This is a genomic window from Coleofasciculus sp. LEGE 07092 (assembly GCF_015207375.1).
Lineage (GTDB): Bacteria > Cyanobacteriota > Cyanobacteriia > Cyanobacteriales > Coleofasciculaceae > LEGE-07092.
Map to the genome: position 1 here is coordinate 26,174 of NZ_JADEWY010000033.1, position 24,279 is coordinate 50,452.

A 24,279-nucleotide genomic window follows, 5' to 3' on the forward strand; every position below is an offset into this window, starting at 1 on the left:
ACGGTTAATCATTCGATGGGGTGGGAAAGTCGCCTGGTTTTATCTGCTCTTGCTGAATGTCAACCTCAGGGTTTACATTAATCGTGAGAAGATTTTCGGTCAAGGCATCTTGCCCTCGATAGAGACGTTGAATTTCTCTTTCAAACTGCTCTCGCCCTCGCTGGAAAAATTCTTGACTGCTTGAGGGAATTAAATCGCGGGATATCTGTGCTGCCGATTCTGGCGTCAGCGATTCTTGATTTGCCAGCACCGATTCCTGTTGACCCAATAGCCCCACTGATAACAACAACACCGTTGCACTAGTTACACGAGTAGGTTTCATTGTAGTATCTCTGAGTGAGGATGCTACTTCTATTTTGTGATAGGAGAATTTTTGTGAAATCCCTCAATCGGGTAGATTGGCTTCACCCAAGTGAGTGAACCTGCTCCATTGCATTGGGAGTGGTCTTGAGCGAAGGAAAATGTTACGCTTGCTCAAGAGCAACGCTTCACGGCATTAGGCAAAGTTATAGACCCCATCGATAATTTCAAGGCAGCGGTTGCAATGTCGCCAGAATTTGCTCGAACACCTGTTGGTATGCCGACTCATTGCCACTTCCCCGCGCTAAATTAATAACGATTATATCTTTACCATCAAGACTGGGAAGTAAAACATTCTCAAACTCGTACAACCCTGTAGACTGAAAAGCGATCGCATCTTGATCGGCAACTTTCTGGCGAGTGTAGTTCTGTGGGGAAACGAAATAATCCGAGCGACTTTCTACCCATTCTTGCAGCGAGAGGCGATTGGGGTTGCGATAAACTGAAATGCTCACATTTGCAGGCAATTCTGTACCTTCAAATTCAGTTGTCTGAATTGCCTGATAGTCTGCCTGCGTCCACACTTCTAAGGTTCCTCGCCCTCCTGCCATCCCAGTCTCTGGCTCCTCGTTGGTATCATCAACAATAAAGCCCTTCGGATACTCGAAACTGACACCCAAAGGCTGGCTCTGATAAGTATTTTGGCTATCCCTGGAGGATGGCTGAATTTGAGCTACCTGAATTGTGGCAATGGAACGAGAAGAAGCGACAGCAGGTTTCTCCAACGAATTAACCCCAGATGGAGGCTCTGCTTGACAGGCGACGGTTAGTCCTAAACTCAGACAGAACAACACTCGACTTAAAAGCCAGGGGATGTAATGGCGGGTTCTCCGTTCATGCTGAGATTGTGCAGACATCTGTCGCTCCTTTAAAAAACCTATGCCCTATAGAGTCAATACAGGTTGCAGTTGTTCCACAAGCAGAGTAGGGTATCTGTTATAGCAATCCTGCCGACTCGTAAAGACGCCTCAAAATTGCCATAATGCGATCGCCATAATTCAAATCTGCTGACCAGCGTCCACTCAACTGATGTATCAAAGGAGCAATGCCGCGAGTCACGAAGCGAAATCGGGGACTCACCACTTCTAGCACTAAAGGCTCCACGCTAGCGTAGGCTTTCAGTTGCTGGATTTGAGCGCGAACGCCAAGTCGGGCACTGGGAAACGTTGCTCCCTCCGAATCACCGCCTACGGTTCCCAAACCGCCAAAGTTATTTTGACTCGGTTTAAGCTCGCCGCCAAAGCGCAGGTAATCTGTTTCAACCATTCCCTGACAAAAGGCAATATCATAATCGACTCCCTCAATGGATGCCTCTTCTCGATAAAGTCTGGGTAAGTCGGGAAACTGGATTAGAGCGTTCTCATTATTGGCTTTCAGGAACATCATAAGCTGCACTTCTGATGTATTACCATGTCCCATAATCCGGTCAATCTGACCTGGACAAATCTGCAAGTTAGAGCGCAAAAGCACGGTACGAGTAGCACTATCCCAACCGACAGAGATGTTATAGTCTCGCAGTTCAATCGCTTTGACATAAACAACTCCCCGATGCTGCACTCGACGAATACTCGGAACAGCGGTTAGATCAACTCCTAGTCGATCCGCCAAGTCGATGGGAATGTAAGCATTACTGTTAATAATGATGCCCTGCTCGTCATAGGTCTGACCGTTAATTTTGATATCGATACGGGGATAAGTGGTATCTGTACCATTTCCCGGTTCGGTGCCAGAGACTGCGCGACTCCAAGCCGCCAACCCATCGGCAATGCCCAATGCCATCTCGCGCCGTCGGTTCTGAATGATAAATCGATCCTCTGGATTCGTCAGATAACCCACTTCCATTAATAAAGAGGGAAGGGTTGTATCGCGGCAAAAAGCAAGATTGCCCACACCCGTAGCCGTATCAGGTTTAGCGCCTCGATTGGGGAGTTGGGGCAGCCGTCGCACCAATGCTAATAGCATCAATTCAGCATGGTTTTTGCGTTCGGTGTTGTTGGCAATATAGTAGACACTCGCTCCCCGGACGCTGGGATTGGAGGACGCACCGGTATGGATTTCTAGTGCCACATCATTGGGACGACTGCGGGCATTAATCCACTGGATGGAGCCGCTCGAACTCAAGTCATCGGGAACTGAAAGCACTTCAAAGCCCCGCGATCGCAATTCTGGCACGACTTGGTCGCGCAGCAAGATCATTTCTTGAGCTTCAGTTGTACTCCCTGCAATCGCCCCTAAGTCGCGACCGCCTTGTTCTATACCACCATGACCCGCAGAAATAAAGATTCGTCCCATCTGTTGCTCTTTTCCTCAGCGCTAGCGATCAGTACTCGCTGTTACTCATCTAGAATAAGGATTTCAGGATGCTCCGGCTAGTCCCCTGTTATTGTCATCTTTATTTGTCCCGTTGCGCGAATAGAACTTGATGCTCATTAAAATCTACCCCACAGGGGAGGCGATCGCATCTGAATTGCTGTATCGTAAAAGCTGCTAAACCATTGGACAATATTTGTGGATGCCAAACTGGAGCAAGCTAGAACACTTAAGCAAGCTTTAACAGAATTTGTGCTAGAGGCAGAGGGGGAGTTAGCAGTAGCCCTAGAAGAGTATGCTGCTCAACAGTTGCATCGAGAGCCTTACGATATCAACCACCGTAACTTAACAATCGATACGTTTATCACCGAAGGTCGAGTTGGAGCGCAAACGCCTTTAGAGCTGTTTCTAGAGAGCCATCCAGATTTGACAAAGAGCGATCGCGCATTGGTAAGCAGTTGGCAGCAAAACTTCATCGGTTTGTTTGAAGTGACTCAAATCCTGCCTGATGGTTTGGAACTGATGAACTGGCTAACTGCCAAGCATTACACGATTAAACCCAGTCATCCCACAACCGTTGCAGACAAGAAAGGGTTTAAACCGGGGGAAATTTTACTCACTCGCATTGCCCCCGTCACCGATACCTACTGGATGTTCTCAGCTCCTGCCATTTCTAAGGGAAAATTGGGCAAGCCGAAGCTGGCAGTTGCGATTGGGGAATTTAAGAAAAACTACAAACACGCCCTTTACAGCGATGCTCCAGAATTGCTCCAGGAAGCCTGGGACTCTGTTGCCCGCTATCATGAGGAGTTTGTTGACTTTTTTGGCAGCGATCGCGTCACCCTGCCAGGATACCAGCTCAACAAAAAACTCGCCGAACTACGCGAGAAAATGACTAAGGAGCGCCTTGCCGCCGCAGGCATTGATGAGTCTAAGTCACTTCAGGACGTTATCCGAGAATCTGGCACAGATGAAGAAGAGGTGAAAGCGGCTGTCTTAGAAGCGGGTGGCGACGCCAAAGACATTGATAAGATTTTGAACACTTCGGGAAAATCACCCATGATGATGCCCAAGGTTGATTTACCCGACGAGATCACAAAAGCTGAACAGGTGACAGTATTGACTCATCCCCGGTGGGGTCAAATGTTTATTCCCACCTACTCTAAATTTCGAGCTATGCTGGAAGCCGAAGACTGGCAGAGCCAGCCCAATGCCGAAGCCCTAGTACGCAAGTATTTAGAAGACTCCCAAATTAACGCCTTCATCTGGCAGCAGTTGGCTCAGGAGTATCCCACTCAACTGGAGACGGTACTACAAACGGTGCTGGAGCGCCCAGATTTTAGCGTGCAGCGAGATTTAGATGCCACACTCCAAGAGTTTAACAAACCCCTAGAGCCAGAGTTGCCAGAAGTAGCCAGCGTTCCCATACACCTGCACAATCTCTTTGAGGTGGCTGTCGCTGAAGTTCATAAAACCAAATCGAAGGGCAAGGGGAAAAAGAAAGGAACCAAAGGTTTTCAATAACTAACCCAATAGGATAGCATTGGGCTAACCACCAAACGTATCTATCTATGGGTAGAAAAATTAATCGCCTATTAATTTTTGTAGTAAGTTGTAGCGTTGTAGGTCTTGCCGTGGGCGCTACCGCTAGCCAAGCTGAACTTGAGCGCTGTTTGGATTCCCCAACACCTACAAGCCATTGCTTAACTGAAGATCCTTTATTGAAGAAAGTTGAAGGGATGGGAATTGGGCTACTAGCCGGTGCAGGTGCTGCCTTTGGTGCTACGTGGCAACTCTGGCAAAATCAAAAATAATAGTCTTGCCGTTAAAATTTATGAGTTGCTGAACCTCTGACTTCAGCAACTTATTTGATTTTTCTCTCAACGCTACACCCCCCTTGGATTTCTAAGCTGGTTTAATGCTAACGATACCGTAAGCATTCGTAGCCAGATAGTGCTGGGCAGCTTGCTGAATATCCACCGCCTCCACAGCCTGAATGCAAGCTGGATAATTCAGGGCTGGAGCTAAGTCTCCGAGTTGGGAATAATAATAACCATACAAACCCGTGCGATCGCTCGGTTTTTCATTGCCGAAAATAAATCGATTGGCGACTTGGGTGCGAATGCGAGCAATATCAGCTTCTGCAACTAACTCGGTTTGCAACTTGCCAATATGTTCGACGAGGGCAGCTTCCACGGTTGCTAAATTTTCTGTCGGTAACTGAGCAGAAAGGTAAAACAGTCCCTGAATCTGCTGCGTCATGTTACTAGCTCCAATGTGAGTAACCAGTTGCCGCTCTTCTCGCAAATCTCTCACGAGTCGTGATAGGCGACCATGCCCTAAAATAGCTGCTAGAACGTCCAGCGCATAGGTATGCTGTAACTGCTTCATCCCTGGTACTCGCCACACCATCACCAGCCGTGCCTGCTGCAAGGTTTCGTCTACATACTCCTGACGAACAATTTCTGTAAACAGGGGTTCAGGTTCATAGATAGGCGGTTCTACTTCCTGACTCCTGACTCTCGTTTCTTCAAATCCCTCAGCGACGATTTCAATCAAATTCTCAACGGGCAAATTTCCCACCGCTACCGCTGTCATTGAGTTGGGTTGATACCATTTGTCATGAAAGTCCCGCATTTGCTGGGGTTGAAGTTGTTCGATTACCAATGCAAGACCTAAGACTTGTCGCCGATAGGGTAGATAATCAAACGCCATTTCGATTGCTCGCCGAAAGGTGCGGCGACGGGGATTATCCAAAGAACGGCGAATTTCTTCCAAAATGACAAAACGCTCTCGCTCAAAGGCATCATCTGGAATCAGGGAATTGAGTATTACCTCAAGTTGCAAGGGTGCCAGTTGCGAAAAATCTTTGGGAGCCGTAGTGATGTAGTAATGGGTATAATCGTGGCTGGTAGCAGCATTCGTCACCGCACCCCGTTCTTCAATGAGCTGCTCAAACTCACCACTTTTAATGCGGGGCGTTCCTTTAAAAACCATATGCTCCAGAAAGTGAGCCATACCGTTGATGTCATCAGGTTCCACAGCCGAACCCACGTTAATCCAGACATTCAGGTTAACGGCATCGACAGGCATCTGCTCTGCCACAATGGTGAGTCCATTAGGTAACTTCTGGATGGTTGGAGCGTTAAGTGGGGGAGTTTTGAGCAGAGTTGAAGTCATTAGTTATTCGATTTTTACCGTTTCTTTCCCCTCTATCTTAATGCGAGATTAACTCCATTCAATTCCCGAATGAATTGCTCAGGTCTACTGCAACTTAACTGGGGGATGCTTTATTGAGCGTATCGTTAATTGGAGTGCGAGCGCCCATGCTCAATCTATCTTGCTACTATTGGTGAGGGGTGTAGGGAGATGAGTGAGAGTGCCGAGGCGAAGGTTTATCTACAGGCGCACATACTTTTCCATGATAAAACTCTACCAGAACAATCAAAAAATAGCAACTTAATCGGTACACTAGCATCTAGGAAGCGCCGATAGTTCCTCTACTACCTGCATACGTCCTCGATACAAAGCATACAGCATCCTATCAATTGAATCTCTCTCTTCTTCTGTGAGTGAATCTTCTTCTAGCAATGCCGCTAGGAGTCCGTATCTATCAGCCAGGGTGATTTTTCCAGAGCAGCTCACTTGAGCGAATAGCTCGGCGATCGCACCGGGTATTAGTCGAAGTGGAATGTTCATTAGACTGTAATAAACTCGACACTATTAACTATGGGATTTTGACTGAATTAAAGATGTGATTTGAATGTAAAATAGTTGGTGACGATTGTCATTTTTTAGCCTTATGAATATCACCATTTTTTGGTGTTGTAAATCTGATTTTAGGGTGAGTTAAACTAATTATAATAGGTGAAAATTTAGAAAGATTTTGGTGATATAGGTCACAATTTATATTATAAAAACCTGAAACCCTTTCCATTCAATTATTCGGTGAGTATTCTATCCTTAGTTATTAGTTATTAGTGCAGCCGAGCAACACTAATTCAGGAGTGGTCATTTTTTCGTTTCCCCATCCTATTTGGGAACTGCCTAAAACCTGCTGCGACGCTGCAATGAGTGCAGTTACGTCAAACCGACGCAGGTTTACGGACAGAGGTGAATGTGAGCGATCGCAACTTATCTCAAGAACAGCGAGTAGAAAACTTGGCATCATTGCGCCAAGATATAGCCGAACTGAAATCGGTTGTAATTGGAATTCTTAGAACCTGAGAGTCTTAATTAATATCAAACAGAAGGGAAAAGGAAGAAGTCTACCTGCCTTTCCCCCTCTAAATGCACTGTGTGCATTGCATCCGACTGAACATTGCTCGGGTCGTCATATTGATGCTATAGTGTTCCGAAAGAGTTACGAAAGTACTGAAAGTTCATCCACTATCCTCATCTTTCGCCGACGACAAGCATACAGCAATCGGTCAATGGAGGCTCTCTCTTCTTCGGTTAGTGAATCCTCTAACAAGGCTGCCATCAATCCATATTGATCAGCCAGAGTCACTCTACCAGAGTGACTGACTTGAGCAAATAGATCAGCGATCGCACCCGGCAAGAGTCGAATTGGGGCTTTCATAGAATAAAGCAGAACTCGACTCTATCTAGTGTGAAGGATTTTGTCGAGGAAGAACGTGATTCAAGGTGGACGTATTGGTGAGAATTTCCTATTTTTAAGGTGATTTTAGTCTCTTTTGGCAGTGATGGCGATCAACTTTTATAGTGATTTGTGTCACTATTGCTAGATCAAACTTTGAAACCATTACAGATAAAGATTTTCAGGTTTTAGGCTAAAGATATCAGTTTCTATCACTATCAGGACTTACGCACAGACGCTACATCTAGTAGGGACATGATATATCGTTTCCCTACTATTAGTGGTTTACAGGGAAATTTGCGTAAGTCCTGACTATGCGATCGCGATGTTGTCGATGAGGTTCAACGCTGATCAATCTGGTTCTTTGAGCTTGTTTCAATCCCTGATAGGGATTATAGAGGATTTCGACTTTTTGCAGGAGAGAGCCGAGCTGCCCAAGAAGGCTCAAGTTTCAATCCCTGATAGGGATTATAGAGGATTTCGACCACTCACCATCGCGGTTATGGGAGTCCTGTAGGGCATCAGGTGGTTTCAATCCCTGATAGGGATTATAGAGGATTTCGACCTGGAATAAAGCACAGCGCTGGTGCATCTACTACGCAAGAATAGTGTTTCAATCCCTGATAGGGATTATAGAGGATTTCGACACACAAGCAATGGAAAAATTGATAAAGATAGCGGAAGAGTTTCAATCCCTGATAGGGATTATAGAGGATTTCGACTCATATCCATTCTGGGGAAAAATAGGTTTTGCGTTTCAATCCCTGATAGGGATTATAGAGGATTTCGACCCACTTGAGGCTGTCGAGTCGGCTTGAGCTTGAAGTTTCAATCCCTGATAGGGATTATAGAGGATTTCGACAGCAGGCACCCAGAACCCTTACCGTATTTAGTTTTCAAGGTGCGTTGGTGACAGTCTCCTCTTATAATAGCATTCCAGAGCCAAAGGTTGACAAGACGAAATTTTAAAATTCGCTGAAATCCATTTATAGCAAGGCTTTCAGAAGCGGTGACACCCTCCTTTACAAGGCAAAGGCTGCAAACCCTTGTCCAATAAGGAATGCAGCCCCAAAATCCAAACAACCTCAGAAAACACCTACAGGTTGTCACCATCAAGCGAAAAAAATCGAATTATCTCGCAATTGCTCACCGCCGATTCGCTCCACCTTACCCTGGCAACAACGACAAAGAGAGTAAAAGCGGATGCTATCCTGGTCAGGCTTGATAATTTTACCCAGACGCGATCGCAACTTAGCATACTGCGTATCAGTTACATCACACTCAAACACACTGTACTGCATCCACTGCCCATAGGACTTAAGGATTTTGTGGATTTTCGTCCGGCGCTTGTCTTCTGGAATATCATAAGAAACAACTACATACATGGTTATCGCAGAAATAAGGGTGGATACTTATCAATTTCGCCCATCAAATACTTCGCCAACAGACGCGCCTGAATCTCAAACGCCTCCTGATACTTACACTTGCGCCCCAACACGGGATGCTTAAACTCCGACTGCTTCTTCAACTCATACTGCTTCAAAAACTCACGCCGCCCCTCCACCGAGAGCAACACCGCATTACTCAACGGCTCACTCGTAAAATCAGTAGGCTGGATAATACGCTGATTAATCGCACTAAGTACCATCGAATCTACCACTAACGGGCGAAACTCCTCCATCAAATCCAACGCCAAACCCGGACGCCCGTAATGTTGAAAGTGGAGATATCCTAAATAAGGGTCAAATCCGACAATATTCACCGCACTTTGCACATCGTGACGCAATAAGGAATAGCCAAAACTCAGCAACGCATTCACCGGATCAGTAGGCGGGCGGCGGCGTCTGGCGGCAAAACTAAACCCCTCAACCCGAATCAACTGATTAAACGCCCCAAAATACGCGGCACTTCCCGCCCCTTCTAAACCCCGTAGAGAATTAATCGAATCTGTAGTATCAATGGGTGCAAGAGCATTTTGCAAACGATTAATCGGTGTTTGCCAATCCAACTCCGGATACTTGCGCTGATTGCGATTCAAAATTGAGCGATAATTCTTCAACTTCCCCCGCACAAACCCCCGCACCACATGAACGGCTTGCTCCGTTTCTCCAGCCGCTTGCCATTGCGCCTTTCTCACAAAAATATTCTTCGTCATCTCCGGTTCCAATCGTCCCAAATATTTCCCCGTTCCCTGCATAAAACTTAAGGGAACATGACGTTCCATCAACTCCAACACCACAGCCGGAGAAACCGTAGCCCGTCCCAAAACCACAATGCCATCCACCTTAATCAAGGGCACATCTAAAATGGTCTTTTTGTCGGCTTTGACATTAATTCGTTCATCGGTTTTCCCGATAAATGCATCCTCTTGAGTGACATAAACTGTACCCATAATTCCTCCTGATTTTGTGAAAAACTTTAATTACCCCCCTAACCCCCCTTGGTAAGGGGGGAATAAGAGAAACTTTCTTCTATCACTCCTGCCTTGGTAATGAGGGGAATAAAGATGAATGTGAATCAATACAAAATCTAATCCGCTTCCTGATAGCGTCCTACCTTATCCACCAATCGGGGCAAACATTGCGAATAAAGACTACATCCTTTACAACGCTTCGTGTAAATAGCCTTGGGAATTTGTCCAGTTTGCAGTAACGTAGTAATCGCTTCTAGAGTTGCGATCGCCTCCTTTCGTAATGTTTCCGAAATTTCCACAGGTTGCCGTTGATGGGAATGGGCGTAATAGATATAACCCCTGTTTACAGGCTTCTCGCTCATCTCCTCAAGACACAACGCCTGAGCACAAACTTGCAACTCATCATTATCCCATTCCCCTTTACGCCCCCGCTTATATTCCACGGGATACAATTGACCCGATTCTGATTCAATTAAGTCTGATTTTCCAATCAGTTTATACCGTTCAGATTTCAGCCAAATGGCTCGAATTTGCCAGGTTTCTTCCCGGTGATTCTCACCTAAGGTGTGGACGCGATCATGTAAACTTGTCCCTTCAATGGTGTATTGATTGTCCGTAAACTCTCCCGCACAAAACATCCGCCACCATCGATGGGAACAGTAGGAATATTGGTTCAGTGCAGCGATAGGAATGTAGTTGGTTTCTTGCATAGGTTTAAGGAGTTAGCTTGATATCTTGTCCATAACGCACTCACCCGCAAGGGAATTAATTCCCTTGCTGATAGCTCAAGTCCATTAAAATGGACTGAAATCTATATAGAGTATGCGTTTAGTCCTCTTCAGATGACTTTAGCTATGAGACAGAGACTTGAATCCCTGGCGGGTAAGGGGGCAGGTGCAGAATGTCAGTTATTGATGATTCAACCGCCTTACCATTCCCATCCCCATTGTCGTCTTGCGTCCGACGCCACTATAAAGGGCAAAGTTGGCTAAGGCATTAATTTGCTTAATAACGAGAGGTTCAACATTTCCCAACAGGCGAAAGCTCATCGCGCCAACACAGCCGATAAATTTGCTGCGAGAATCAGTAACGAGTTCTGTATGGATGTTGAAAAAACTGGGAAAGATTGAATCTAGAATAGTTTTGGGTAGTTCAATGCCACTGTACTGATTCCAGCGCTTAATTAAACTGTTAAAGACTAAATCTCGTGTCGGTAAAGCACAGTCATGTTGCTTTTGACGAAAAGCAGTAGGGGTGCAGAAGCAAAAATCGAGTTGGCGATCGCTATCTGACGATTGCTCATAAAGTTGAGCATAACTGATGGCATTTGCCCAAGGTTGAGGGGATTGAGGAGTCCCTAAAATGCTGGTAATAAGCAAATCAGCAGGTCCTAGATGCCAAGGGCGATTGGGGTTGAGGTTGAGCCATAGTTGGGTGAGTTGGCTAAATAGGGTGTCATCCAGGAGGGAAATACGCCACCAGCAAGGAGTTCCCGCAGCGATGGGCTTGGTGTGCTCTGCTTGCAGAATGTGATTGTGATTTGTAGGGGCGCACGGCGGTGCGCCCCTACGGACAATTTGCAAAGGGCTGAGGGTAAAGGGTTTGTCTGCTTTGGCTTCATGGAGATAGTCTCCTAATTCGCGATCGACGGAACTAACGAGGTTAAGGAATAGGGCGTGGAAATGCCGCCCCGTCAAGAATTGCAGGGGGATGGGGGATTGGGGGAGGAGGTTGAGGATTAGGCTGTGGGGCATTTTTTGAATTAACTGCTAAATCGGTATTGCATTTGAGCGGGAATTTTCAGATTGTCAAATTCGTAATATTGCCCTCGAATTTTGATGTTTTGAATCAAGCTAACCGGGGGCATATTAATCACGTCGTAACTGATGACTTGATGGGAGAACATCACATCTAGAGGATTGAGGGGATAAGGGAAGGTAAATTCACCTTCTGATTGCTTGAATTTGGTAATTTCTCCAACCGTCACCTCAGCCTTACTCATCCATTTACCCAAGCGAATCCATTTTGGTAACTTCAGAGGCTTTTGAGCGATTGCAAAGAACTCAAATCTACTTTCAGGTGCAATTTCCTTTGCTCTGCCAAAACTAGGAATGTTCTTCTGGGTTTTCTGCATCTCAACATGGTAGCGGTTATCCGCATATTTCCAGGTATTGAGAACCGAGGTATGATTCACTGCCCGTGCTGGAGTAACATAAATTCCTTGCTGGTTAAGGGGTGTTAAATGTTCCTCATACTTGGGAATTTGTTCAGGGCAGAAGTAGCGATAGGAGTGTTCTTCAGAAACACGGGTAGAGTAAGCTTCACTATCGACTAATCCCAATGCATAACAAAGAGCATAATTGTGCAGCATGGGTTCGGTTTCGTACAATCGCCCTATCTCACGAGTCGCAAAGTAAAGGCTGTCATGAAGTTCTAGCTGACAACGGTAAATAATTGTCATTTTTTTTATCCTGCCTTACCAGACTTTCCTGCTTTAGCTTTTTCCCCTTCAGGTTTTTGCTTGATATGCTTTTGATTGTAAGCTTTGGCTTCTTCATCAGCTTTTTGCAAAACCTGCTTAATACCTTCTTCACTTCCTGTTAAAGTCTTTACTTCATTTAACAGAGCAGTGAACTGAGTACCAATAAAATCGGTATGCACAATAAACTCCTCAGACATTAATGTTTCAATCGCACTTGTAGCAGCAGCAATTACATCATCTTCATTGAGTGGATCGCGGGAATTTATCTTGTTGTAAGCTTGTAGTTTGTCGTAGATAGCTTGTGTCCACAGTAGGTTACTCGTAATCTCACCATCGGCAAATACCACACCAATTAATTGATTACGAACTCGACCTGTACGAGTTGTTTGAGCACCATAATGACGTGTCCGTAAAATGTTATTGAGAACATATAAAAAACCAGCTTCTGTCGGGTCTTTTAGCGTTACAATGCTAGGGAAGAAAACCTGAGGCTTAATATGATCTTGCTGATTAATTCGGCTAGTCACTTCACCGGGTTTAGAACCTGCCTCACCTTTAGAAGCCATTGTGCCATTTTCAAAAGGAGCATTTAGGGTAAACGTTTCGTGAGATTCATCAAAAGCAGTGATAGAAAATGCTGTATCAACTACTACTTTTGACTTCTCTGAACCAGAGTCACCGATCGCAAATCCATAGATAATACAATCAGGATTATTCATCGCAAACTTGACGTTATATTCACAATCTTCAGCCGTCATCAATCCATAGTTTCGCAGTAACTCCCGTCCTACTAGACGTTCTGGAGTAGATTGCTTGCGCTTAAACATCGTTATACGGCTGATAGGGGCTTGATTTTCGGCTTTTATTCCGGCTCTCACCCGTGCTTTATTTAACTCTCCATCTGTTTGAAATAAGGGGTAAGATTCGGTGATACGAACCGTTAAAAAATGAACATATTTTCCCATTGGTTTGTAGGGAATTTCGGCGTGGAATAATTTAGAGTCAAGGGTTTTGAGTAAAGACATGATTGATTCTCCTAAAGATAAATATTTGAAAAAAAACTAGGCAACAAGAACTTGAACAATAATTCGCATGAGTGGCTCTAAATCGTCTGGAACTCGATAGCTATCCAAGCCTTGTTCAATGTGTTTTGTGGCGCGATTGAGACGCCCAAATTGCCATATCTTGCCAGTTGTGACAGCACCGATTAGAGTAGATTGTTCAGGAGTTCTATCCCACTGATCGAGGGCGAGCATTTCTGCAACAAGTTGTGTAAAACCGTAGTCTAAATCTTCGCGCTTTGCTTCAATGACTAGTAACTCTGTTTCACTTCTCAAAAGGTAATATAAGTAACCTTGCAGTTGTTCCGTTTGTTTCCTTAATTGCAAAACTGGGAAGCGTAGATAAATCACGACTTATCCTCCTCACTTGTTAAGCTATCGTCTTCAGAATTTTCTTGCTCTTGTTCTTTCCTTGCACGATTTTCTTTGTCATCTTCTAAGCGATACAAGAACTCACAAGTATCTCGAATCAGGTTGATTTGACGCCCTGCTAAACGGGCGCGATCGCCTGCAAAAGATTTCTCAAATACCTCTACAACAAAGTACTGAGCAAACTCTAAAATTGCCTGTCGTTCCTCTTCTCGATTTTTGAACATCCAACGCCCTTCGGCTGTGGACGCATGAACCCGATCCATGAGCTTGAACACTTCAGCAGCTACCATATAAACCATTACTTCACCTTGAAAACTTAAATCAGCTTCAAGAATAGTTTTTGAGGCAATGTCAATGGGTTTTAATACTGCATTCGCTTTGGGATTGTATCGCTTATTGGCTCGGTAAAATTTACGATAAAGTTCAGTCAAGTTCTTGGGATGATTCAACTGTGATTCTTCTCCCACAATCAGTTCCTCCAATTCAGAGTTAAATTTTGCATAAGGGTCAAAGCATGGGTAAAAATGGTAAGCATAAAGCTTAATTTTGCTAATGCTTGGCGCGTCAATTTTTTGGTTCCGAACCCACTTATTGAGGTAGCTAAACACATAGAGTGGACTGGTTTCAAAATCTTTTGCCAGTTCAGTAAATCTTCCCCAATTAGAGTCATAACCAGATTTTCCCTGTCGTGCATTTACATCTAAATGAATGGCATAAGCAGCAGTTAATACATTAAGAGGCGCTGGATATTCCTTACCGTCTTCTGTCCAACCTTCAAGGATGTAGTCAAGACGGAAGCGATCGCGTTTTGTCAGTACCCTAAACGCTTGTGGCGCACTATCGAGAAATACGCTTTCCTCAAACTCCGCACCATCATTAAATGGCGGGATAGGGGACTCTGAGACTACAGTTTTGACATCCAAAATCATTGGGAAAGCAAAGGCTAACCAGCTAGGCATTACCCAAGATTCCGTATCAGTGCCATCCCGTCCAGGAGGTAATGCCATGAAGTAGAATGTTAAGGGCTGGTCTTCTGGGTAAGATAGTTTAAAAGTTCTGTCTTTTCCTGGCTCGATGTTTTCATCAATAAGGAAAGCATCTACGCTTTGGTAGCGATCGCGTTCTAAGTTCGCTTGCAAATCCTTACTAATAAAGTGGTTACGGATGCTGGTATCAAAACGAGTTTGAGCAATACCACTATATGCCTTCTGCAGAAACTTATTTGTCTCTGGCGTGAAGTAATAAGTTGGATAGAAATAGAGATAACGATACTTCCCATCCTCAAACTTCTTACCCACAGCTTGAGTTTGATTCATCAAGATTTGCCTGAGCATCATTTCAATTCCAGCAATGCTAGAAATATTTCGTTTAGCGTTAGAACCTCCTAACATTTGCTTATTGGTATAAACCTGAGGGGTGAATAAAACCGCTGACTCCATCTGCTCCGTTACAGTGTAAGGAGAATGAGAAATAGAGCAAATCAGTTGTCGTCCTCTCCCCTGTTTTTTCGCTAACTGATAGCCTGACAACTCCTGGAGAAATACTTCAGCCGACGCTGTTGTAGAAATCACTTTTCCTGGTAGCATGACAACTCGCGTCACCCAAAGCCGCAAATCCTCCCAACCATCCGGTAACTGGTACTGTGACACAATGGGTTTAATGAGTTGAGAAATATGCGCGATCGCATCTTCACAAATTTGCTGAATGTCTCTAGTCTCAATTCCAGGATGACACTCTAGATATTTAGCGGCTAAGTAGTACCATTCATAGGGGACACCGCCAGTATTTCCTTTGAGTTTGTGTTCCTTCAGACTTTCATTAATTCTCTGGATTTCTCGAATCGGAGGTAGGTACTGCGAGAGATTCCAAAACTTGGCAATTTCTTCAACAATATCTAGATGGGGTATTTTAGTAAGTTTCTTATCTTTCTTCCGTTCTGCTTCGATTTGATTAACTCGTTCGCCCCAAATTTTACGACTGATTAAGTCTCCAAATTCAGCAATCTGATCAATCCGAATATCGTCAGTAAACTTCAAGTTATAATCAGCCGACAAAACATCCTGCTGCTGAAACTTAATCAGATTTTCACTACGGCTTTTGGCAACAGAGTTTTTGCTGGGATTGAGAATCTTTAGTGTGGCACTAAGGGCGACTTGCATTAAACCTGTATCATCAAAAAACAAGTTGTAATAGTCTGCATATTTCATCCCCTTGCCATCTCTGCCAAAGCCTGTTTGTCGCAAGCGTAACTGACTGGCACAGAAGTATTTAATCTTGTTAACCACCCGTTCTGGTAAATCTTCTACTTGAACAGAAGGCGCGTCTCGTCGTGCTAAATAAATTACGCCAGTTGGCAGGTAGAGGAGTGGTTCATAGTAAGTGCAATCCTCATTATTAAGGCTGACGTGAGCTTCCATCAAGGCGTTATTCACTACATTAGTTAGTACGCCTCGGTTTTCAGCAATGCTGTGGTAAGTAAATTTCAGTTGTCCATTACTTAGGCTATGAATTAACTCGTTGAGCCTGGTATTTTCAGCATCTTGGGGATGTTTGATTATGGAAGCTAGGGAGTCGGCTAAACAGGTTAAGTCTGAGAGGGTGCGGAGAGTGCGATCGCGCAATACTGGGTTTAGTCCAAACTCCGAGAAATTCCAGTTAGTATCCCAACGTCGTTGAGCGTTATAAGCGACACAGAGTAAATCATCCAGATACTCTCGATAACCTTCTGGATTATCAGGGTTGAGAAAGCGATCAATTCCTAGCTCAACAGCCATAATATCAATAATTTCTCTGTGTTCTAGCAAAGATAAGCTCCGAATTTTGCTATCTTCGTCTTTTCGTAGGTCTTTGTATTTTTGTGGTAATGCGCCAAAGCTACTGTAGTTAAACTTTTCAAAGTCATGAAGAATAAACCCAGCTATTACAATTCTCCGTTCTCGTTCTCTCACCACCCGTTGCACAGTGGTATTCAGTTTTTCCAACCGTTGCTCAATTAAATTAGCTGGAAATAGCCCATTCAGTAAATGGGTATTGAGCGATTGATCGCCTGCATTATCCCGCCGAACCCTATCTTTTCCTTCTGCTTCATTTTTGCGATCGAGTTCATCAAAAAACTTACCGCCTTTTGCAGTAACACCAATTGCAACCCGCAGCAGATTCGGTAATACATATTCGGCGAAGTCACTCATTACCTTGTCGCCAGGATTTTGAGATTGCATTGCCTCTCGTAGTAACTTGAGAGTTAGTAACTCACGAGACTGGGGTTCAATAGTGCGATCGCTAGGTTCAAATTCCGAGTCTGCATCATCATCTTGCAACCAATCCTCATTCTGTTCGGTTAACCTCTTCCCCAACCCCTCTCCTGCAAGGAGAGGGGAGTCCGGCTCCCCCATTCCCTTGTAGGGAAGGGGGGTTAGGTCTGATTCATCTTGATGATCAAATAGCGATAACTGTTTCTCTTCTTGTTCAGAACCTTTACGTTTCTTAGCCATTCTTACTCTCCTAATCGATTAATATATTCAGAAATTTGCCGGATATAGATTGGATAGTAAATTAAAGCAGATTTAATAGCATCAAATAACTTGACATAATCTATCTCAAGATACCGATGAGCCAATATGTTACGCAATCCTGCTGACTTTGATAGCTCTTCTGCCACTTCATGGGTAATAATTCCATATTGTTCAGCTTGCAGAAAAGAGCTTCGATTAGTTACTGATTCAATCTCTTGGATTCGAGTGAGAATATGCTCATTTATATCAACGGCGGCTTGGACTATCACTTCTATAATTCTTTCAGAAATTATTCGGTGGTCAAAACTATTCAAATAATCTTCCAAACTCATTGATTCAAACCGCCTAAGTTCCCGAAAATTGTCTGCAATAAACTTAAGCCTTGCCAAAACTACAATCCGCTCAATACTCATACCAAACCCCTCTCTTTGAGGAATTCATCAATACCTTGGCAAAGGTTATGACTTAGCTCTTGCATTTTTACATCACTCATGAGAGCTTTCTGTTTAAATTCATCAAACTCCCCTGGTTCTTTTTCGTAGAGGAGCTTGCCATCACGCGCAACAAAATGTGCAATAAGAGGCGAAGCTCGATGTAACTCTACAACATCAATTTCGTCGCTGTTGAGGCTAAAAACTTGACCAATAACTCCAGGAACTTCAAACCACGCAAAACCTCTATCTTTACAAAATTCTTCTCTGAGTTCTTCATCGTAGAGAGCGGCAAAATCCCAATCACTATTTGCATGGGTATCGCCTCGGGCACGAGAACCAAATAGAACTAGCATTTTGAGATAAGGTATTTTCTCTGGAAGTTGTAGAGAAACTACCTTGAGTTCTTCCAGGGTTGGTGTTTTCATAGCTGTTTATGCTCTTATTATTTGAATTTTGAGAAGAAGGGGGCTTGTGAACTGATTGATTCTAAGCCCCCATTAATAGTTATGCTGCCAACCTCACCTGCTCTTTAAGAGTTTTGTAAGATTGCTGTGGAAACAGATCGAGTTCCAGTTGTTTGTACTGGACGCATTGCCGAACTTCCTCGAACTGCTTTTCCTCACGATCAATTGCAGCAGACTGCTTAGATGTGTAAGTACGCAGATCGAAGAGTTCTAGCTGCTTATGGTTTCCCATATAGCTGAACCTCCATTCAGATTTTGTGAATGGTGACTTTTATCCTCAAAGAGGCGTGTTAACGTTAGACGGATGCTTGTGTTAGTCGCAACAGTAGGGTGGAGGTAGGAAATAAATCCTGCCCTCAATCCTAGGAACATTGGACAAGTGTAGGCATCGGAACAACGAAGCTCGGTCTCTGTACTTGAAGGCTGACGCCACCATCTAGAAGTTAGCACAGTTTTTAATAGTTCAGTGTGTGAAGACAAGGGGAATATTTGAGGCACTTGCTCTGTATAATTAAAGTTGGAGGGTAAAAATGTCGTTTTCAAACTATTGATCGACCTGTAATCCCTATCAGGGATTGAAATTTCGCCCACTGAACTTGTAGGCTTACGCCCTCCCACTGAATGACAGTGACCCAAATCCCTATCAGGGATTGAAACTATCCAGCAATCCATATTTCACCTCCTTGACTTTTAAACGAGTAAGCAAGCGTATCCAGCAACAAAGCCGACTGACTGAACGCAATAGAATAAGGTGCAACTGCATCGTGAAAACTGTACCGATCGCTAATTGGGTAAATCGCAAAGTGCATGGGAAGCCGCAAACGCGATCGCACTTCCGCAACCGGACGCCGTAGCACATAACAAACTAACGCTTCCTTCCTCAACCGCTTATTGATTTCACCAATCCAATAGTTCTCAGGTTGCCAAACCTCGATACCCGTCAAAACCTGAACCTTCCAAGCATCTGCGATCGCATCCAACTTGCCGGAATAGGTAAATCGCCAGTTCAGCCGTTCCTCCCGATAAGCGCGTAACTTCAGGAATGCGAGACAGTGTGCAAATCGTCCTTTGGCAATAGGTTGTCCGAGGCGTTGAGAGGTTTCGAGAAGCGATCGCATAAACTCCTCTTTCGTCATCACCTCAATTTCTAGATTACTCAAAATCCCTGGTAAATCATAAGTTTTAAATCTATCTACCTCACTCGATTCAGTTAAATCATAGATGCCACACTGGAGAGAACTAAACCCTCGAAAACTAGCAGCATCTTCAGCAATCGGATTTCCCTTATCCCTACCTGAAAGTTCCTGCCACTCTTTTTCCCATGCCTTAGTACGACCAAAAACCTTTTTCAGGCTAGTATTAAAGACTTCTTCGCAAGCTGCCTGAAATGCCTTCTGACTACCTTCATACTGCTGCTTGATAGTCTTATGTCCTAGTTGTCGGCAAATCCTCAGCGATTGTACAGTACCCCAGCGAGAGTAATAACCTTCAAAATCATTGATTCTGCGGTAATTTTCCCGAATTTGGTTGTGGAAGAAACAACGATCATAGATACCAGTTTCTTCTAAAGGTGGAGAGTCACCTTGAAACAGCCGTTCTACTAAAAAATTAGGTATCAATGCATAAGCAGTAAACGTTTCAAACTTAATCTTTTCTCCCTTGCGTTCATAGCCATCATGTCGTCCCAAGCGCCCCAAACGCTGAACAAAGCTACCTGCATCTGCTGATTCAAAGATTAGAAAGTTAATCTTGAAGTCAACCCCAACATCAATTGTGCTAGTACCGAGAACCAAATCGGCTAAAAGCGATCGCTCTTTTTCCTCCTTCCCAGATAACCCCGTATTCTCCCCAACCACCAACCCATGAGGCTGCAACAGTTCCCGAAAAAACGATGTCAGACGCTTCACTGCTGCAATTGAGTTGAGAATGATTGCCCCTTTACTCCCTGGATACTGCTGAAAGTGAGCAAGGATTAAGTCGCTATTGTCTTTCAACCAAGTTTCAGAAGCCTTATTACTGGATTCAAGAGAGATAAACTGAAGAGAAATTTCGCGTGATACCTGCCGCCATCCTTGTGCTTGCAGTTGCTGACACTGAGAGTGTGTATCTGGAAACTGATACTTATTCTCATCAATTGGGTTAATCTCCTTACACCGAAATCCAGCTATTTTCAATCGCTCTAATAGTTGTTTATTCGGAGTGGCTGACAAAAAGAGAAATTGCTTGTGACGATTAGTGTTTTTGATTAACAGCATTGTGTTAATCACGCTGGCGATTTGCGGAGCCTGGAAAACATGGAATTCATCAAAAATGAATAGATTAAAATCTTTGTCAATCCGGTTCCACAGCTTGTCAGGACTATCATCACGAGTTAAATATTTACCTTGATGTAAATAGTGAAAAATATCAGGATTGCTTAGGAGAATTTCTGAATTACCAGCACGAGACTCAATCGCTGCGGCTTTCTTTAATCCCTGATTTTCAGCATAAATCTCTAACTCTTGCCCACTGAGTCGCACCACACGCGGCTTAATATCAGGCTTAAATTTTTCAACATACTCCTGAATTTGCATTTCTTGGTCACGGGCAAGCTCATTCGTTGGATACAGTCCGATCGCACAAAAATAGGTCAGTAATGTCTCTAAATAAGCCGCCAAACTTTTGCCATCACCCGTCATTGCAGTGTTAAAAATAACGTCAATATTTGGGTCGCGTATTGCCTCCAACGTTGCCGCTTGATGCCAAGAAAGTGACCAACCCTCGGGTAATTTCACATCCTTTGGTATCTCGGATGCAGGGCAAGAGTAAACAGGCTTGAGAGTTATGGAATATACGGATGTCATATTTTTGTCCGTATCTAAAATTTATTTGTCCGTATTTGTGGACTTTTCCACTATGCCAGACAAAATAGAAATTAGCAAGGACAAAATAGAAATTTGTCCGTATCAACTTAAAACAGGAGCGCTAGTGAGCCGAAAAGGTCAGTCAATTACTTTGTCCATCTCCGACGAAGATAAAGCCCAGCTTGAAGCGATCGCTCGTGAATTGGGCATGATGCGGGGCGATCGCCCGAATATCTCAGGATTAGTAGAAGCGATCGCTCGCCAGCAATTCTTAGTTGCGCCAAACAACGACTGGTCAGAAACTCGTATTCAATCACTTGTGCAGGCTGTCCATACCTTGACGGATGCTGGGCAGATTGAAGAAGCTACAGAAATTGCGAGTCTGCTACTCGAACGTAGTGAACTATCTATGCCTCTACGAGAACAAATAGAAGACTCCCTCAAGACCCCTCCCCCACCTTGGCGATTAGAAATCGAACGCTACATCCGCCGCCAGCAACCTTTTCAAATTGCCTACCGCGATGCCGCCGACCGCCCTTGGAGTTTCACCATTCGCCACGCACAGATTACCTTGCACGAAAAACGGGAATATCTGGACTGTTGGTGCGACGAAACAGAAGGAAATCAAGACTTACCAGAACTGCATCACAACTGGTGTCTGCGCCTAGATCGCATTCCGATAGGGACTGCAATTGTGCCTGTGGAGGGACAGTGGTGTTCTGATCTAAGTCAGATAGAAGTTGAAATGCATCTTTTTGGTGGCTTAGCCTTTGCTTACAAAGCTAAACCTACAGATATCAGTAATGACTGGTTATCAGAAAAACCACCAGTTCGACAAGTAGTTCGGCGAATCTCAAGTACCTTCTGGTTTATACGAGAGGTTTTACCATACGGTTCCGATTGCGAAATAGTGTCACCAGAAACTGTGCGAGCGCGCGTGATCGAAAAACTAATCACGATGTGCCAAAACTACAAACTGGATTTCACAGAATCGTCCTAACCTCAACTACTGACCCAAATACGCCTCCAGCACCTCCGGATTGCTCTGAATTTCCGCCGGCGTTCCATCAGCAAGATTGCGTCCTTCTGCCAACACCCAAACGCGATCGCACAATGACATGATCACATCCATATTGTGTTCGATAATCAGAAAAGTCATCCCCTCTCGCCGCCATTCGAGAATATGCTCGCAAATTTTATCAATCAACGCCGGATTCACCCCGGCTGCTGGTTCATCCAATAAAATCAGCTTCGGTTGACTCATCAGCGCCCTAGCAATTTCTAACAGCTTGCGCTGTCCTCCCGATAGCGAACCCGCATAGTCTTGTGCTTTGGCAGCCAAGCCCACCGATTCTAAAATTTCCATCGCCCTACGGTGCAGCAGGCGTTCTTCCCGTACCACCCGCCGAGGTTGAAACCAAACCTGCCAAAAGTTTTCCCCCGTTTGGTGTTGGGCAGCTAGGAGCATATTTTCCATCACCGACAGCCGGGAGAGTACCCGTGCGACTTGAAAGGTACGCACCATCCCCTGCTGGGCAATTTCATGAGGCGGCAAATCCTGAATGGGTTTGCCATCAAAAATAACCCGACCTGAATCTGGCTGAATGAAGTTTGATAATAAGTTGAATAAGGTAGTTTTTCCGGCTCCATTCGGACCAATTAACCCCGTGATACTACTCGGTTTTACTAAAATTTCGGCATTATCAACGGCTCTAATACCACCAAAGCCCTTACACAATGCACTCGCTGCGAGTAAGGGAACGGGTGGGTTATTCGTTATTTGTTCCTTCGTGTTTATTGTTTGCGGTTTTTCCATTAGTGATGAATAGACTCTGGCAAAGCTTCTGTTTTCCCAACTCCCAACTCCCAACTCCCAACTCCCAACTGAAATTATCGACCAAGAGTGAGTTCTTCCTTTTTACCCAAAATCCCTTGAGGTCGCCAAATCATCAGCACCATTAAGATCAGACCGATTATCATAATCCGAAACGCACCCAAACGGGAACCGTCGATAAAGCCGAGTTGAGGCAGAACGAAGCGAGTGATGGAATCGTAAGCCCAAAAAATCACAGCACCCAAAATTGTACCTACATTGTTACCTGCACCACCCAGTACGACAATAGTCCAGGCATTGAAGGTGACAATTGGCTCGAAATTACTGGGGTAAACCGTTGTAAGCTGCCACGCATAGAAAGCACCCGCAATTCCTGCGATCGCTCCCCCTAGCATAAACGCCTGCATCTTGTACCAAAAAACATTCTTTCCCAAGGCTTTAGGCACTTGTTCATCTTCACGAATAGCTTTGAGAATCCGACCCCAAGGCGATCGCACTAACCGTTCCAACAGCCAATAAACGACACTCAGCACCATCAAGGATAACAGCATCAACCCGGCTCTGTAGTCATAGTCGTACAGAGCCACAGCCCCAACTCCGTAAAAGGTTAAAATCAACGCTCCCGCGATTAACCCAGATATCGCAACACCAATCGGTTTACGCCCCTTAGTATCTTTATCCCCCCCTCGATTTTGCCGCCACCGTTTGCGAATCGATTGCCATAACTGCCACAACACTAACCCTGCAATTAGCGTTAACACTCCGATCATCACCAACTTACTCAGCAGACTGGGGTTAAAATTTGCTAAGGGCAGATCACTTTGCTCAATTTGCACCCCAAACGAGCCACGAGTGAGCCACTCCTCATTGAGTGCTACCAGCCGCACCACTTCGGAAACACCGATTGTGACGATTGCTAGGTAATCCTCTCGTAGGCGCAAGGTAGAGATGCCGATTAACAGTCCCAGCATTGCGGCTAAACAGGCTCCAATCAGGACTGCGATCGCTAAAGGTACGCCTTGGGCGCTCAATAACACGGTGGTATAGGCTCCAACGGTCATAAAAGCAATATGCCCAAAGTTGATCAAACCCGTAAACCCCCACTGTAAATTTAATCCCAGACTAAATAATGCATATGTTGCTGCCGAAATCGCTAGAAAAACTAAATAATTAACCATTCCCTATGCTAGATGATGACGATCAGTGGCAATCGGATTGTACCTTGACTGTACAAAAAGAAGGTATCAGTCATAGTTCTTTCCGAGACTCTAACTCTCTAGTATTCACCCTATTTTCTAAAAAACTTGGTTCGTAACGTTACTCGTTCAAGAGTGAGTCCCTATGAATTTGCTTAGAGGTCGATTGCAGCGTTTAACCCAACAGCTTCCTAGCTTAATCGATCAACTCCCTGATGAAAGCCTTACAGACGCTTGGAAAATTCTCGAACCCCTTTACTATGACCTCTATATGCTTGCAGCCATGCAAGAGTCGATGCGCAGGATCGGACCTGGAGATGCCCTAACCCGCGAGGAAGCCATACGGCTTCTGAACCTCCCCTAACTTCTGGGGGGGCAGGGGGGCAGAGGAGCAGAGG

At 44.6% G+C, this 24,279-nt stretch carries 25 protein-coding genes and 1 CRISPR repeat array; of the genes, 5 read left to right on the forward strand and 20 right to left on the reverse strand.

Annotation, left to right across the window (positions count from 1 at the left end; translation table 11 throughout):
• Positions 1 to 4 precede the first annotated feature (4 nt).
• From IQ257_RS10495 to IQ257_RS10505, 3 genes are all read right to left on the reverse strand, one after another.
• A complete protein-coding gene (locus IQ257_RS10495) occupies positions 5 to 322 on the reverse strand; it encodes a hypothetical protein (protein ID WP_193874094.1) in 318 nt (105 codons plus the stop codon).
• Positions 323 to 527: 205 nt separating this feature from the next.
• Positions 528 to 1,217, reverse strand: a complete 690-nt coding sequence (locus tag IQ257_RS10500; protein WP_193874095.1) for a hypothetical protein — start codon at positions 1,215 to 1,217, stop codon at positions 528 to 530.
• Between the two features lie 79 nt (positions 1,218 to 1,296).
• Entirely contained in the window at positions 1,297 to 2,652 is a 1,356-nt protein-coding gene (locus IQ257_RS10505; RefSeq protein ID WP_193874096.1) for an N-acetylmuramoyl-L-alanine amidase, read from the reverse strand.
• Between the two features lie 216 nt (positions 2,653 to 2,868).
• Here IQ257_RS10505 and IQ257_RS10510 point away from each other — a divergent pair, with 216 nt between their 5' ends.
• A complete protein-coding gene (locus IQ257_RS10510; protein ID WP_193874097.1) occupies positions 2,869 to 4,194 on the forward strand; it encodes a hypothetical protein in 1,326 nt (441 codons plus the stop codon).
• Between the two features lie 47 nt (positions 4,195 to 4,241).
• On the forward strand, positions 4,242 to 4,484 hold the full coding sequence (locus IQ257_RS10515; RefSeq protein ID WP_193874098.1) for a hypothetical protein: 243 nt from the start codon (positions 4,242 to 4,244) through the stop codon (positions 4,482 to 4,484).
• 91 nt (positions 4,485 to 4,575) lie between these two features.
• Here the strand turns inward: IQ257_RS10515 and IQ257_RS10520 are convergent, their stop codons facing one another.
• Together IQ257_RS10520 and IQ257_RS10525 are read right to left on the reverse strand one after the other, a co-directional pair.
• Positions 4,576 to 5,850, reverse strand: coding sequence for a M16 family metallopeptidase (locus tag IQ257_RS10520; RefSeq protein WP_193874099.1), 1,275 nt, complete (start codon positions 5,848 to 5,850; stop codon positions 4,576 to 4,578).
• Positions 5,851 to 6,141: 291 nt separating this feature from the next.
• Positions 6,142 to 6,369, reverse strand: a complete 228-nt coding sequence (locus IQ257_RS10525; RefSeq protein ID WP_193874100.1) for a hypothetical protein — start codon at positions 6,367 to 6,369, stop codon at positions 6,142 to 6,144.
• Positions 6,370 to 6,744: 375 nt separating this feature from the next.
• Here IQ257_RS10525 and IQ257_RS10530 point away from each other — a divergent pair, with 375 nt between their 5' ends.
• On the forward strand, positions 6,745 to 6,897 hold the full coding sequence (locus tag IQ257_RS10530) for a hypothetical protein (RefSeq protein ID WP_193874101.1): 153 nt from the start codon (positions 6,745 to 6,747) through the stop codon (positions 6,895 to 6,897).
• Between the two features lie 136 nt (positions 6,898 to 7,033).
• Here IQ257_RS10530 and IQ257_RS10535 read toward each other — a convergent pair whose 3' ends face one another.
• From IQ257_RS10535 to cas3, 13 genes are all read right to left on the reverse strand, one after another.
• On the reverse strand, positions 7,034 to 7,252 hold the full coding sequence (locus IQ257_RS10535) for a hypothetical protein (RefSeq protein WP_193874102.1): 219 nt from the start codon (positions 7,250 to 7,252) through the stop codon (positions 7,034 to 7,036).
• A gap of 390 nt (positions 7,253 to 7,642) precedes the next feature.
• A CRISPR array of direct repeats spans positions 7,643 to 8,132; the repeat unit is 37 nt; unit sequence GTTTCAATCCCTGATAGGGATTATAGAGGATTTCGAC.
• Positions 8,133 to 8,382: 250 nt separating this feature from the next.
• Complete coding sequence (gene cas2 / locus IQ257_RS10540; protein ID WP_193874103.1) at positions 8,383 to 8,655, reverse strand: CRISPR-associated endonuclease Cas2; 273 nt, start codon at positions 8,653 to 8,655, stop codon at positions 8,383 to 8,385.
• A gap of 2 nt (positions 8,656 to 8,657) precedes the next feature.
• Positions 8,658 to 9,662 (reverse strand): type I-D CRISPR-associated endonuclease Cas1d, encoded by a 1,005-nt coding sequence (gene cas1d / locus IQ257_RS10545; RefSeq protein WP_193874104.1) that lies wholly within the window; start codon positions 9,660 to 9,662, stop codon positions 8,658 to 8,660.
• 137 nt (positions 9,663 to 9,799) lie between these two features.
• On the reverse strand, positions 9,800 to 10,393 hold the full coding sequence (gene cas4 / locus IQ257_RS10550) for a CRISPR-associated protein Cas4 (protein ID WP_193874105.1): 594 nt from the start codon (positions 10,391 to 10,393) through the stop codon (positions 9,800 to 9,802).
• Between the two features lie 198 nt (positions 10,394 to 10,591).
• Positions 10,592 to 11,437, reverse strand: coding sequence for a CRISPR-associated endoribonuclease Cas6 (cas6, locus tag IQ257_RS10555; RefSeq protein WP_193933027.1), 846 nt, complete (start codon positions 11,435 to 11,437; stop codon positions 10,592 to 10,594).
• 8 nt (positions 11,438 to 11,445) lie between these two features.
• Positions 11,446 to 12,144, reverse strand: a complete 699-nt coding sequence (gene cas5d, locus IQ257_RS10560; RefSeq protein ID WP_193933029.1) for a type I-D CRISPR-associated protein Cas5/Csc1 — start codon at positions 12,142 to 12,144, stop codon at positions 11,446 to 11,448.
• Positions 12,145 to 12,149: 5 nt separating this feature from the next.
• Positions 12,150 to 13,190 carry a type I-D CRISPR-associated protein Cas7/Csc2 gene (gene cas7d / locus IQ257_RS10565; protein ID WP_193879867.1) on the reverse strand — a complete coding sequence of 347 codons (1,041 nt, stop codon included), beginning with the start codon at positions 13,188 to 13,190 and terminating at the stop codon, positions 12,150 to 12,152.
• 36 nt (positions 13,191 to 13,226) lie between these two features.
• Positions 13,227 to 13,577, reverse strand: a complete 351-nt coding sequence (locus tag IQ257_RS10570; protein ID WP_193879869.1) for a hypothetical protein — start codon at positions 13,575 to 13,577, stop codon at positions 13,227 to 13,229.
• A complete protein-coding gene (gene cas10d / locus IQ257_RS10575) occupies positions 13,574 to 17,089 on the reverse strand; it encodes a type I-D CRISPR-associated protein Cas10d/Csc3 (RefSeq protein WP_193879871.1) in 3,516 nt (1,171 codons plus the stop codon). Before cas10d ends, IQ257_RS10570 begins: the two co-directional genes overlap by 4 nt.
• 2 nt (positions 17,090 to 17,091) lie before the next feature.
• Positions 17,092 to 17,523: a type VII toxin-antitoxin system HepT family RNase toxin gene (hepT, locus tag IQ257_RS10580; protein ID WP_193879873.1), complete on the reverse strand. Its 432-nt coding sequence runs from the start codon at positions 17,521 to 17,523 to the stop codon at positions 17,092 to 17,094.
• The gene (gene mntA, locus IQ257_RS10585; protein ID WP_193879876.1) at positions 17,520 to 17,969 is read right to left on the reverse strand and encodes a type VII toxin-antitoxin system MntA family adenylyltransferase antitoxin; all 450 of its coding nucleotides are present in this window, start codon (positions 17,967 to 17,969) and stop codon (positions 17,520 to 17,522) included. The genes hepT and mntA overlap by 4 nt, the downstream gene beginning before the upstream one ends.
• A 79-nt stretch (positions 17,970 to 18,048) precedes the next feature.
• Positions 18,049 to 18,240 (reverse strand): hypothetical protein, encoded by a 192-nt coding sequence (locus tag IQ257_RS10590; protein ID WP_193879878.1) that lies wholly within the window; start codon positions 18,238 to 18,240, stop codon positions 18,049 to 18,051.
• A gap of 424 nt (positions 18,241 to 18,664) precedes the next feature.
• Positions 18,665 to 20,851 carry a type I-D CRISPR-associated helicase Cas3' gene (cas3, locus tag IQ257_RS10595; protein WP_193879880.1) on the reverse strand — a complete coding sequence of 729 codons (2,187 nt, stop codon included), beginning with the start codon at positions 20,849 to 20,851 and terminating at the stop codon, positions 18,665 to 18,667.
• Positions 20,852 to 20,975: 124 nt separating this feature from the next.
• Between cas3 and IQ257_RS10600 the strand changes: the two genes are divergently transcribed.
• On the forward strand, positions 20,976 to 21,851 hold the full coding sequence (locus tag IQ257_RS10600) for a helix-turn-helix transcriptional regulator (protein ID WP_193879890.1): 876 nt from the start codon (positions 20,976 to 20,978) through the stop codon (positions 21,849 to 21,851).
• Between the two features lie 6 nt (positions 21,852 to 21,857).
• Here the strand turns inward: IQ257_RS10600 and IQ257_RS10605 are convergent, their stop codons facing one another.
• Together IQ257_RS10605 and IQ257_RS10610 are read right to left on the reverse strand one after the other, a co-directional pair.
• Complete coding sequence (locus IQ257_RS10605; protein ID WP_193879883.1) at positions 21,858 to 22,667, reverse strand: ABC transporter ATP-binding protein; 810 nt, start codon at positions 22,665 to 22,667, stop codon at positions 21,858 to 21,860.
• Positions 22,668 to 22,741: 74 nt separating this feature from the next.
• Positions 22,742 to 23,863, reverse strand: a complete 1,122-nt coding sequence (locus IQ257_RS10610; RefSeq protein WP_193879885.1) for a branched-chain amino acid ABC transporter permease — start codon at positions 23,861 to 23,863, stop codon at positions 22,742 to 22,744.
• Positions 23,864 to 24,026: 163 nt separating this feature from the next.
• Here IQ257_RS10610 and IQ257_RS10615 point away from each other — a divergent pair, with 163 nt between their 5' ends.
• Positions 24,027 to 24,245: a hypothetical protein gene (locus IQ257_RS10615; RefSeq protein WP_193879888.1), complete on the forward strand. Its 219-nt coding sequence runs from the start codon at positions 24,027 to 24,029 to the stop codon at positions 24,243 to 24,245.
• The last annotated feature ends 34 nt before the right edge of the window (positions 24,246 to 24,279 follow it).